This is a genomic window from Corynebacterium sp. HMSC063A05 (genome assembly GCF_001809695.1).
GTDB classification, from domain to species: Bacteria; Actinomycetota; Actinomycetes; order Mycobacteriales; family Mycobacteriaceae; genus Corynebacterium; species Corynebacterium amycolatum.
On record NZ_KV798510.1, the window covers coordinates 25,769 to 37,747 of the forward strand.

Annotated in this window: 10 protein-coding genes; 4 read left to right on the top strand and 6 right to left on the bottom strand. The window is 59.8% G+C overall.

Features of this window, described 5'->3' with window-relative positions:
- Window positions 1-65 precede the first annotated feature (65 nt).
- On the bottom strand, window positions 66-764 hold the full coding sequence (gene hisH, locus HMPREF2651_RS08945; protein ID WP_038625717.1) for an imidazole glycerol phosphate synthase subunit HisH: 699 nt from the start codon (window positions 762-764) through the stop codon (window positions 66-68).
- A 188-nt stretch (window positions 765-952) separates the two neighbouring features.
- Here hisH and HMPREF2651_RS08950 point away from each other — a divergent pair, with 188 nt between their 5' ends.
- On the top strand, window positions 953-1,576 hold the full coding sequence (locus HMPREF2651_RS08950; protein ID WP_049182105.1) for an arsenate-mycothiol transferase ArsC: 624 nt from the start codon (window positions 953-955) through the stop codon (window positions 1,574-1,576).
- 105 nt (window positions 1,577-1,681) lie between these two features.
- Here HMPREF2651_RS08950 and HMPREF2651_RS08955 read toward each other — a convergent pair whose 3' ends face one another.
- The 4 genes from HMPREF2651_RS08955 to hisD all read right to left on the bottom strand — a co-directional run bounded on the left by HMPREF2651_RS08955 (window position 1,682) and on the right by hisD (window position 6,563).
- Complete coding sequence (locus HMPREF2651_RS08955; protein WP_049182106.1) at window positions 1,682-3,103, bottom strand: MFS transporter; 1,422 nt, start codon at window positions 3,101-3,103, stop codon at window positions 1,682-1,684.
- Between the two features lie 284 nt (window positions 3,104-3,387).
- Window positions 3,388-4,026, bottom strand: a complete 639-nt coding sequence (hisB, locus tag HMPREF2651_RS08965) for an imidazoleglycerol-phosphate dehydratase HisB (protein ID WP_049182108.1) — start codon at window positions 4,024-4,026, stop codon at window positions 3,388-3,390.
- A gap of 45 nt (window positions 4,027-4,071) precedes the next feature.
- Window positions 4,072-5,214: a histidinol-phosphate transaminase gene (locus HMPREF2651_RS08970; RefSeq protein WP_016422951.1), complete on the bottom strand. Its 1,143-nt coding sequence runs from the start codon at window positions 5,212-5,214 to the stop codon at window positions 4,072-4,074.
- Complete coding sequence (gene hisD / locus HMPREF2651_RS08975; protein WP_049182110.1) at window positions 5,214-6,563, bottom strand: histidinol dehydrogenase; 1,350 nt, start codon at window positions 6,561-6,563, stop codon at window positions 5,214-5,216. Before hisD ends, HMPREF2651_RS08970 begins: the two co-directional genes overlap by 1 nt.
- A 296-nt stretch (window positions 6,564-6,859) precedes the next feature.
- Here hisD and HMPREF2651_RS08980 point away from each other — a divergent pair, with 296 nt between their 5' ends.
- Genes HMPREF2651_RS08980 through HMPREF2651_RS08990 form a run of 3 tightly spaced genes read left to right on the top strand, consistent with a single transcriptional unit; the run spans window position 6,860 to window position 11,059 of the window.
- Entirely contained in the window at window positions 6,860-8,566 is a 1,707-nt protein-coding gene (locus HMPREF2651_RS08980; protein WP_038625724.1) for a hypothetical protein, read from the top strand.
- A 40-nt stretch (window positions 8,567-8,606) separates the two neighbouring features.
- Window positions 8,607-10,433, top strand: coding sequence for a hypothetical protein (locus HMPREF2651_RS08985; protein WP_224786580.1), 1,827 nt, complete (start codon window positions 8,607-8,609; stop codon window positions 10,431-10,433).
- Between the two features lie 50 nt (window positions 10,434-10,483).
- Entirely contained in the window at window positions 10,484-11,059 is a 576-nt protein-coding gene (locus tag HMPREF2651_RS08990; RefSeq protein ID WP_038625726.1) for a hypothetical protein, read from the top strand.
- Window positions 11,060-11,093: 34 nt separating this feature from the next.
- Here the strand turns inward: HMPREF2651_RS08990 and nadC are convergent, their stop codons facing one another.
- Window positions 11,094-11,975 carry a carboxylating nicotinate-nucleotide diphosphorylase gene (gene nadC, locus HMPREF2651_RS08995; RefSeq protein WP_038625728.1) on the bottom strand — a complete coding sequence of 294 codons (882 nt, stop codon included), beginning with the start codon at window positions 11,973-11,975 and terminating at the stop codon, window positions 11,094-11,096.
- Between the last annotated feature and the right edge of the window lie 4 nt (window positions 11,976-11,979).

Sequence of the window (11,979 nt, forward strand, 5' to 3'; positions counted from 1 at the left end):
CTAAGTGGCGAAATTCCGTCACCTGCCAGGTAGTGCGGTTAGGGAAGATACTACCGATTGGGCAACTACAGCGTGTCCACCCAATTCTGCAGCAGCTTCAACCCTGCTTCGCCAGACTTCTCAGGGTGGAACTGTGTAGCCCACAGCGGACCGTTTTCTACGGCTGCGATAAACCGATCGGATTCGTGGGCAGACCACGTCACCAGCGGCGGAGCGATGCGAGAATCCGTATCAAGGTCCCACGTGCGCACACCGTAGGAGTGGACGAAGTAAAAACGCTGATCTTCCAGCCCCTTAAACATCTTTGAGCCTTCCGGCACCTCAACCGTGTTCCAGCCCATGTGCGGCAGAATCGACGCCTCGAGGCGCTCGACAGTACCGGGCCATTCACCACAACCCGGGGTGCCGGTGACAGCTGCGGATGCGTCGGTCTCCGCTGCATGGATGCCGTCGGCGTACTCGACGCCGCGGTCAAAGAGCACCTGCATACCAACGCAGATTCCCATCACCGGCCGACCACCTGCGAGTCGAGAGCCAATCAGGCGCGGCCCTTGCACTCGATGCAAACCCTCCATGCATGCGGCATAGGCACCGACGCCGGGAACGAGGAGACCATCGGCCTCCATCACGGTCTTCGGATCGGCGGTCACAATAACCTCGGCACCCGTGGTGGCCACAGCGCGCTCAGCTGAACGCAAATTACCGGAGCCGTAATCAAGGATGGCAACGGTCGGGGTCTTCGTCGAAGGTGAGACTTGTTCCATAGTTGGACATTTTAAGGCGCTGGGAATCGATGTTTCCCATTTACCCCAAGAAAACTGCCTGGACAGGCAAAAGCGCTGGTATACGCCCACCGAATACTTTGGTAAACTCAAGATTAACAACAGGTTAACTAAGTTATTGATTTATCCCTAATACTCCTGATTATTTTTCACAGAGAGACTCAGACGCTATGACTACCGCATCCGTTCTTAGTAAATCATTTGCCATTGTCCGCGAGGACCTTCACCGGCTCTACGATGCAGCCTGCGATGCTGCGACTATCGATTCCATCCTCGACGATGTCATTGCAGAGCTGTCCAGCTCTGCGAAGGTGACTAACTTCCTCCCCGTCCTCGCCGAACGCGAGGCCACCGAGCGCATCAAGGCCGCGAGCGGATGCAAGGACTTCGCCCCGCGCCAAGAGATTCTCTTTGCCGATAGCCGCGGTTCCGGCCGTAGCCAGATTGCCACTGCCCTGGCCTACCACCTGGTTGGTGACGAAGTCTTTATCCGCACTATCGGCCTCAATCCAGAGGATGGCCTGAACCCTCGCGTCGTCGCGGCTCTTCACGACCGTGGCGTGGACACCTCACGCCTCACCCAAAAGGCGATTACTCCCCGCGTTTCCCACCGCGCCGATGTTGTCGTACTCATGGGCATCGACGAGACACCAGCAGTCCCCGGCGACCGCTACGTGGAATGGGATGTCGCGGATCCGGACAATCTCGCAGACGATGAGCTCCAGTCGCTTATCGACGATATCGAAACCCGCCTGCGGGCTCTCTTCACCGAGATGGACGTCGCCGTCGCATAAACAGGCACGGCTGCCCCACGCCGGGGGTTGCATCTAATAACCAAAAAGAGTGGCTGCGCAAGAACTTGCGCAGCCACTCTTTTTCAAATGTCTCTTTGTGTGTAGTTACTTCTTCTTGCGGTCCCGAACCGTCAAACGCGTCACTGCATTCTTTGCCGGGCGGGCAACACGCACAGCGGCCTCCGGCGTACGACGCTTCACGGCATCCCCCAGACGACGCAGCGTAGCGCGGGTGTTCTGGTACTCCGCCACGCGGTGCTTTCCGATGATTCGGTCGAGCACCGCACCAATGAGACCAACTGCCAGCAGAGCTGCCGCAAAGGCAAAGACAGCCGGGTACGGACGGAGTGCAGCCGCGGCTACGGCTCCCAGAACGAACGAGCCGATACCAGTGCCCGAGTCAAAGGACATGTTCCAGAAGGCACTGGCCTCAGCAGTACGGTCACGCGGCAGGCGGGCAAACATCAGCAGCAGAGCCTCATTTTGCACTATGCCGAAGCCCGCGCCGTAGAAAATGGCCGCAACCAGCAGCAGCCAGGCCGACAGATCAAAGAGAACCACGCCGGACATCATCAGCAGGCCAATAAAACCACTGATCAATGCCGGAATCAGCAGAATTCCAGCCTCCGACTTCCGGTCGGCGTAGATTCCTGCGAAGTAACGGAACACCATCTGCGCGCCACCGAGAACAGACAGCGACAGGCCAGCCACAACCGCACCGGAGACCAGATCAATTTCGCGAGCTGCCGGGGCAAGGAATGCGGAAATACCACCAAAGCCCATCGCAATCGTGCAAATTGCGAGCGCGGGAATGGCTACCAGCTTCCATGTGGCAACGTGCTCAACGGGGCTCGGCTGAGTTGCTGCAGATCCGGGCACAGGATCGCCGACGTCTTCCTTGCCGCCCTTGCCCTCCTTCGGCGCTGGCTTAATCTTCGGGATAAAGAGTGCCATCAACGAACCGACAAGCGAGATGACGGCGCCCAGGACATAAACAGGGGTGTAAGAACCCGTCTTGTCCGCAATGATTAGTCCTAGTGGCAAGAAAATGAGCTCAGATAAACCAACTGCCACACCGAGAACGCCAGAGGCCTTACCCAGAAATTTCATTGGCACTAGCTCGGCAATCAATGCGGACTCGGCGACAGTCAACGCACCGAAGCCCATACCGCGGAGAACCGCAATGATGAGCACCAAAGCAGCATCGGTGCCAAAGATGTGCAGAATCGTCGGCAAGCCCAGAAACAGACCTGAAATCAGCATGGTCATGCCGTAGCCAAGACGGCGACACATACGTGGAGTCTGCGTCTGTGTGAGAACGGTAGCGGCCATAAAAACACCGGTGTAGGCACCGGCGAGCGAGGTTCCACCGCCATCGTCAAGAATTGCCTGCGGAATGACAGGCATGAGGAGTGACCAGCCACCGAAGGCGGCCATCACGGCGACTAGCGTAGGTACTAGTCCGGGCGCTTTCCACATGCTGTCCAGTTCGTCCAACTGCCTGCGGTCCATCACCCGGGACGCCATTTACTCCATCACTCCTATCAACCACAAAATTGCGCCGGCGAGCGCGATCACAGATAAGAGACCAAGGACAATTGTTCCGACCCTCGATCCGGACTTATAGAGTGACCATGTTCCGCCCACCAGCAGACCAGCGACAATGAACAAAAAATAAGTGCTCAGCGTCGATGCGGTAGACACCTGCGCTAAAAGCACGTCTACAGACGTTGTTACCATCGATTCCCCTAAAATGCCAGCTAAGGCGGATTTTCCGGTTTCCTACAGCGGCCGTCTACTACAGCTGCGACCTACAGAGTGCCCTTGGTTGACGGCACACCGTGGACGCGCGGGTCGTCCTCGACGGCAGCACGCAGGGCACGGGCCACAGCCTTGTACTCAGCCTCGGTGATGTGGTGCGGATCGCGCCCGTAGAGACAGCGAACATGCAGCGCAATACGGGCATTTAGGGCGAAGGACTCAAAGAAATGCTCGTTGATAACCGTTGCGTAGTGGCCACCAATAACGGCAGTCAACATCTGCTCTGGCTCGCCAGTGCCAACAAAATAAGGACGGCCAGACACGTCAACCACTGCGTGCGTCAGCGTTTCGTCCATCGGAATGAAGCTGTCACCAAAGCGGCGAATACCGGACTTATCCCCCAGCGCCTGGGCAAACGCCTGCCCCATAACGATGCCGGTGTCCTCCACCGTGTGGTGTGCATCGACCTCGGTGTCGCCGTTGGCGTGCACAGTCAGGTCGAAGCTGCCGTGGGAGCCGAAAGCGGTCAACATGTGGTCGAAGAACGGCAGACCGGTCGAAATATCGGTCTTGCCGGTGCCATCGAGATTCACCGAGCAGACGATGCTCGATTCGCGGGTGGCGCGCTCGACACGGCCAACGCGCTCAGTGCGCTCTGCCTCCAGATGGTCCTTATCACTGAAGTGCATAAGTCAGATCTCTCCTTGTAGTGGGATGTACCGGCAGCATTTCGCTTAAGCCAGCGCGGTCGCTGCCAATTTCTTGGCCGCCGCCAGCAGCGCATCATTTTCGCTGGGCAGACCAATAGTGGCACGGAGACGACCGGGCACGCCAACATCGCGGATGAGTACTCCCTCGTCCAAGAAGCTCTGCCATGCCGTGGCGGCATCGGCGAAGCGCCCAAAGAAGACGAAGTTCGAGTACGAGTCAATCACGTCGTAGCCATAGCTGTTCAGGGCGGCTACGACGCGATCACGCTCGTCGGCAAGCTTTGCGACGGTCGACAGCGTCGCATCCGAGTGGCGAAGTGCAACCGTGGCAGCGGCCTGCGTCAACGTCGACAGGTGGTATGGCAGACGTACGAGCATCACAGCATCAATAAATGCCGGGTTAGCAACGAAGTAGCCGAGGCGGCCTCCGGCGAAGTCGAAAGCCTTGCTCATCGTACGGGAGACAACCAGCTTCGACGGGAACTCAGCCAGCAGCGTTGTCGCCGACGGCTCCTCAGTGAACTCGGCGTAGGCCTCATCGACAATGACGATGCCCGGCGCGGCTTCAATAATGCGGCGCAGGTCAGCGAGCGTGGTCAGATTGCCAGTCGGGTTGTTCGGAGTCGTGATGAAGATGACGTCAGGACGGTGCTCGGCAATGGCCGCGAGCGCACTATCCATGTCGATGTCGAAGGTCTCCGGGTCGCGGGCGATGCCGATGAACTCCGTCTGCGTGCCGGACGAGAGGATCGGGTGCATCGAGTAGCTGGGCACAAAGCCCATTGCGCTGCGCCCCGGCCCGCCAAATGCCTGCAGCAGCTGCTGGAGAATCTCATTGGAGCCGTTGGCGGCCCATACCTGGTCGACGGTGATGTCCACGCCGGTCTGGCGGGTGACATAATCGGCGAGTGCGCTGCGCAGTGCTACTGCGTCACGGTCCGGGTAGCGGTTGAGGTCAGAGGCGACCTTCTCCACTTGCGCCACCAGGTCGGCGATGAGGTCATCGGATGGCGGGTACGGGTTTTCGTTGGTGTTCAGGCGAACATCGACGTCGAGCTGCGGGGCACCGTAGGCTTCCTCGCCGCGCAGTTCGTCGCGCAGTGGCAAATCTGCCAGCGCCAACTTGGCTACCGACGGCTGTGGCTGATTCTCAGGCTGGTTGCTCATTAGTTGTTCCCCTTTTCTGCGCCATTGTCCTCAGAGCCGAGAAGCGTCTCAAAGCGGGCACGGATGGCCTCGCCGTGCGCTGGCAGTCGTTCTTCGTTGGCCAGGACTACTACGCTGTCGGCAACTTCCTTCAACGCGGCCTCGTTGTAGTCAATCATGTGGACCGACTTGAGGAAGGTGTGCGTTGACAGGCCCGAGGCGTGGCGGGCGGTGCCGGAGGTCGGCAACACGTGGTTAGAGCCGGCCGAGTAATCGCCCAGTGGCACCGGCGAGAAGCGACCGATGAAGATTGCGCCGGCATTGGTAATGCGTTCGGCATCGGCCTGCGCGTTTTCGGTGTGGATCTCGAGGTGCTCAGCGGCGTAGGCATCTGCAACCTGGATGCCGATATTCATGTCGTCGACAAGCACGATGCCAGACTGCTTGCCGGTGAGCGCCTCACGAACGCGGTCGGCGTTCATGGTGACCTCGTAGCGGTTTTCGACCTCGCGGTCGACAGCGGCGGCGAAATCGGCGTCGTCGGTAATAAGTACGCTGGCGGCCATGATGTCGTGCTCTGCCTGGGAAATCAGGTCGTAGGCGACGGAGACAGGATCAGCGGCGTTATCTGCAAGAATGGCGATTTCGGTCGGGCCAGCTTCGGCGTCGATACCGACGACCGAGCGGCACAGACGTTTAGCGGCGGTAACGAAGATGTTGCCCGGACCGGTGACCATGTCGACCGGCTCGAGGCTCTCATTTTCATCGCCGTATGCGAGCAGTGCGACGGCCTGTGCACCACCGACGGCCCACACCTCGGTCACACCAAGCAGCTTGCAGGCAGCCAGGATGGTCGGGTGCGGCCAGCCGTCGTTGTCGGCCTGTGGCGGAGAGGCGACGACGAGGGACTTCACACCAGCTTCCTGAGCTGGGATGACGTTCATCAATACAGACGACGGGTAGACGGCGTTGCCCCCGGGGACGTAAAGACCGACGCGCGAAACCGGAATCCACTTCTCGCGGACAATGCCGCCGGGAAGAATTTCAACAGTCTTGTCATTCGGCTTCTGAGCAGCGTGGAACGCGCGCACGCGCCCGATGGACTCCTGCAGAGCAGAGCGGACGTCGTCTTCCAGCGCGGCTTCCGCGGCATCGATAACCTCCGCTGGAACGCGCATGGATGCCGGACGAATCCGGTCGAACTTCTCGGAGTACTCCATGGCCGCTTCCACACCACGGGCTGCCACGTCATCGACAACGGGCTTGACCGTGGGAATCATGGAATCAACGTCTGCCGCACCGCGCGGCAACACTCGACGCAGAGTGGCGGTGGTGGGAGTCTGACCGCGAAGATCAATAGTGGACAACATAATTAATTAGTAACCGCCTATTCGCACGATGGATTCATACGTGAGCACTTCAGAGTGACAAAGAAATGACAACAAAGTATTAAAAATCTGGGTCAAAGCCAAAGACTTTATCCACGGTTTTCGCTACTATTCGCCCTTAAAGGCACCCTTGAGTATGAACTAAGCATATATTTCTCACGTTAGGTTCATACCGATTGCCCCATTTAACCCCTCATACTGTGGCGCAAGTTAGCTCCGCCACAGTGACCCATTACAGTGTTAAGGAAAGTAGTAACCAGTCGTAGAAAGGTCAGCTGTTGAACCAGGTAGGAAACAGCCCGGATTTGCCGGAGCTCGTCGCAGCCTACGCAGACGCGACCGCAGCCGACAATTCCCTGGCCACGCGCCAACTGGAATCAGTTTTCGCGCATCATTTCTACAACCCACAACTCTTTTCTGCCCCGGAAGCCCACGGCGTTATCGAACACGTCGGCGCGTTTTACCGCATTGTCCGCGAGGTCACCGAATCGCTCGGCATGATGACAGCTGCGCACGATGCCGCCCTGAACTGGATGGTATGGGCATCCGATAACGACAACGTGCCGGAGTACTGGCGCGCCCGGGCACGGCTGGCGGCAGACGAAGCCCGCCGCTACACCACCTTTATCGCCGATGGTCAAACCTCTGCTGCCGCAGAGACCGAAATCCCCCTCATCGCACGCATGAGCAGGGAAATCACCTCGTACCGGGCACTCGTGCTTGCCGACGATTTGGATGCCCCAACCGGCAGCCACAGCGCGGTGACCACGGATGCGGATGGGCTGCGGCCGCAGGAATCGTCGGCAAGCGAAGAAGCGGATGAGCCGTTTAGCCCCCGCCAGTGGAAGAAGCGGGCGGCACTGACTGACGCGCTGATTCGGATTGCGAGCGCCTTGCGAAAGGTCAACCGCGAGGACTTGGCACGGGAGCTGCACGAGATGATTCGGGCACTGCCGAATGAGGATAAGTTTGAGTCGATTGCGCTGGCGAAGACTCTGACGGAGGCATCACTGCTGCACCGAGCCGGGAAGGTCGTCGACGCAGCGCGACTTTGCGCCTCACAGCTCAATGCAATCGGTAACCGCTCCGTAATCGCGGGCCTTGAGCTGAGGCAGAATTTGGCACGGTACTCGATAGAGACCGGTAATAGCGATACCGCGTTCCGAATGCTGTCGAACAACGTGGCAGTCGCGGACCAGCACAGACTGGACACTGACTATATTCTCGCGGTTCGTGAGATGGCAGACATCAACTTCGAGGTGGCACACAACAAGCCCGATGCCGAGGAGATGCTGAAGCTGACTCAGCGCGCCCAGGACGTGTCGGCAGACTACCCCGACTGTGAAATCACCATGGAAATCGCGCTGCTGAAGGCAACGGCACTGTACGAGCTCGGAGATTTCCGCCACGCCGGCCAGGAAGCGGAGTCGGTTGCAAAGTGGTCTGAGCCTACCCAGGATTCCGCGCGTACTGATTTTTCCTGTGCTATTGCGGCGGAATCGGCAGTCCAAGAGGGAAATACTGAACATGCGGCAGTGCTCTTCGACGCGCTGGCCGATATTCGTGCCGGATACTCGTCACCGATTTCACCTGCGGAAACTCTGATGGATGCCGCACTATCGCTCAGTAACGTGGGCGCCACAAGCGAGCTGACCGACCACCTGATGGAACGCTCGCGTGGCTACGTGGTTGGGTCCTGGGAATCGGCCAAGTGGCACGAGTCGCAGGCGCTGCTGTGCTGGTCGGTATGGGACAACGACGGCGTGTACAAGTACGCCGACGAAGCTGCCGAGCTTTTCTTAGAAGCCCACGCCCCTGCCGATGCCGCCCGCACGCTGACTATCGCAGTGCGTGCTGCTGCTAGTGACAACAATGAGGAACGCGCCCGCCGGTTCGCGACTCGCATCGGCGACCTAGTCGGCCCGGATCACCCGGTGCGCGATGAAGTTCGTGGACTAATGCGTAGCTTTTCAACCCCGGATTAACAGCGCATCCGGCTGTACAGGTCTGAAAAGCAAAGCAGTTTTGCATCTTCCCGATGCCACGGGCGAAGATAGTCCAATGGTCTGGTGGGAAGAAGAAAACTCTGAGTCTGAAATTCAAGTTGGCGATTGGGAAGCCGGCATCGCTGCCGACCACGTGTCAGTGAATTCGGAAAACGCATCAGCGACGGAGAACTCGTCCGACCCCTTGGACTTTCCTCCCCTGCCCAATCCGCTAAAGGCATTGCCGGACTCCCTCCCGGAGCTGCTGGTTATTTCCCGCAAGGCCGGCGCCACGCTCGACCACGTCACCAGTTGGCGCGCGGTCACCAAGTTCGCCCACACGCACTGGTTGGCCGACGCACCTACAAACTCCCCCGATGTCATTGGCGAATTCCACGCACTCAGGCATGCAGTTGCCGACCAACTCGAATTAGTAGAAGAAGCCACTGCTGCACGCGCCGAGTGGCTGCGTTGGGCAACTGAGGCCAACATTCGCCCCGCGATCTTGCACGCACGCTCCTACGGAGCATTCGCCGAGGCTGAGGCCTTCATCGACGCCAACCCCGGTGATGCCATCACCGGCCGTCGCCCCGAGGACTCCGAAATCCCTGAGCTGATCAGTCTTACTAAGGACATCGTCGCCACCACTCCACAGCCCGGCGAGGCCTATTACTACCTGGTCAGCGCGGCTGTTGCCGGCGCCGCAGCATCGCTGGCGCGCCGGGCGGAAATCGCCGGTCAGCTCTCTGAATGGTCCGCACGCTGGGCACCAAAGCGAAGCAGTTTCGACGATCGGAAGCTGTTGGAGGCGCAGCTCGCGCACAGCCGTGGTGAACTGCGCAGGGCCGCCCGCATCGCTGCCAGCGTCGCAGCGGCTCCTCAGTCGGAACCCGTCACCACGACGATTGAAGCGCGCCAATTTCTGGCTTTTCTCTCTCTGGAAGCTGGTGAGGAAGCGGAGGCAATCCGCCAGCTACGCCCAATCGTGCAGGCTGGTCTCGATGCAGGACTCACGGTCGCGGTGCTTCGCAGCGTGCGTCTGCTCTGTGCGCTTCTCAACGCCCACGGCGATTTCGCGGAATCCGCCGAATTTGCCCGCCGCGCGCTCGCCAGCGCCGAGGGCATGCCGGTCAACCCCATCACCATGGATATCCAGCTCGTTTTGGCCCGCAGTCTCCTCGATGCCGACGAGGTTGACGAGGCGCTGCGCTTTGCCGAACCAGTTGCGCACTGGTCAGCATTTACCGCCGATGAAGAACGCACCGACGCGGCGTTTTCTATTGCCTCCACAGCCGCGGGGCTCGGCAATAATCCCCGCCGGGCGGCAAAGCTGCTCATCGAGCACGGCGAGCACCTTGAACGCAACGGCGATACCAAGGGCGCTGCCAAGGCCTACCGTCAGGCTGCGCGTTCTATCATTCATGTCATTGACCTGGTCATTTCCGAAGAGGGCTCCGAATTCACCGCCGAGATCGTCTCTGAGGACGCTTCCGCCGCCATTGACCACACGCTCAGCGAGGCTGAGGACCTTCTGCTGCGTTCTCAGAAGCTCATCTCCGACGACTGGTCACTCGCCGACTGGCACGACGATGCCGCCTACGTCTTCTACTCCGCTGGCCGCGACACTTTGGCCATCAACCATGTGGAAGCCGCCGCGAAGGGCTACCTGCAGTCCGGCGATGGCGAGGAAGCCGCCCGCGCGCTGCTGGCGGGGGTTCGCTACCGTCTCGACGCGGGTGATTCCGACGGTGCCGCCGCCTATGCTCGGCGCGTCGAAGAGCTTCTGCCCCGCGACGTGTGGGAAGGCCATCCTGTTCTCGATGCCCTTGACGTCATCATTATTCAGTCGCTTGACGACGAATACTAGCGCCCCGCCCACTTCGGTGCTGGCGGTGGCACAAAGTAGAGTGTTAGGTCATGACTACTTCTGGTGATTCCGCGACTTCTAGCCCGCAGCAGCTTTTCGACGCCGCCACGGCATTGGCTGAGGAAAACAACCTCTGGGAAGCAGCCCTAACTCTGATGCAGGGGTTCGAGGAGCTCGGCGACAAGGCTGATGCCCCGCAAACCGACAGTCTGGGGCGCCCCATCCGTGGCTCTGCACCAAAGCTGATGGACAAGGCCGCGGATTGGTTGGATCTGCTGGATAACCTGGAGAAAGACGGCTTCGAGCCGACCGCGGACACCCCACCGCGCCACTTGCGCTGGGCGATGTGGCACACCTTGAACGGCCAGGCAGAGATTCGTCGAGGACATCAGGGGCGCGCCATTGATCACCTGGAGTTGGCGGCGGGACTTTTCCAGTCCGACAAGCTCAATATCCAGGCCGTGCCTCTGCTTGCACAAATTGCACAGTGCCACCTGCATTTGGGCGATGCCGGTGCTGCGGAGAAGGCGCTTTACCGCGCACAGAAAACCTGTGATGAGCAATCGCGGGAGCGCTGGGGGTCAGCACTAAGCGAGATTGGGGCAGAGATCGCCCGTCGCCTGTAGGCGAAGCTACGAGGCGAAACCGGGGCTGATTCAGCTACTGCTCGTCGAAGTCGAGTCCGACATCGAACACCTTGGCCGAGTGGGTTAGCGCGCCCACAGCCAGGTAATCGACACCACAGGACGCGTACTCACGAGCCACATCGATGGTCAGTCCGCCAGAGGACTCCAGCTGGGTTGCCGGAGAAATCTGCGAGCGGCGCTGTACCGCAATCTGGGTCTCCCAAACTTCGAAGTTGTCCAGCATGACGATGTCCGGTTTCATCGGCAGGATTTCATCGAGCTGTGCGAGGGTATCGACTTCCACCTCGCACGGCAGCTCCGGATACTGAGCCCGCACCCTCTTCAACGCACCGGACACGGAACCGACGGCCACCACGTGATTGTCCTTAATCAGTGCCTCATCGCCCAATGCATAGCGGTGTTTAATTCCACCACCGCAGGTCACCGCATACTTTTCCAGGTTGCGCAGACCCGGCAGTGTCTTTCGGGAATCGCGCACCCGCGCACCGGTGCCAACGATTGCGTCAGCCCACTGGCGCGTCGCAGTAGCTACACCACTGGCGTGCGTGAGGATATTCAGCATTGTCCGCTCAGCAGTCAGCAACCCCCGAGTCGGCGCAGAAATCGTTGCCAGCACTGTGCCAGGACGCACCAGGGTGCCATCTTCAACGTGCTTTTCGACGGTGAACTCACCCGAGATGACCTCCTGCAGCGTCCACTCCACCGCATCGATAGCCGCGATAACGCCCTCTTGCCGGGCCACCAGGCGGGCGCGTGCCTGCGCAGCTGCCGAGACTGTCGACAGCGAAGTCACATCCGGCCCGAAGCTCATATCTTCCTGCAGTGCCGTCCGAATGAGTCCGCGGGTGATGTTTTCGTTCAGCACCCCGCGCAGAGTGTCCTTCTCAAGAGTCATGGCT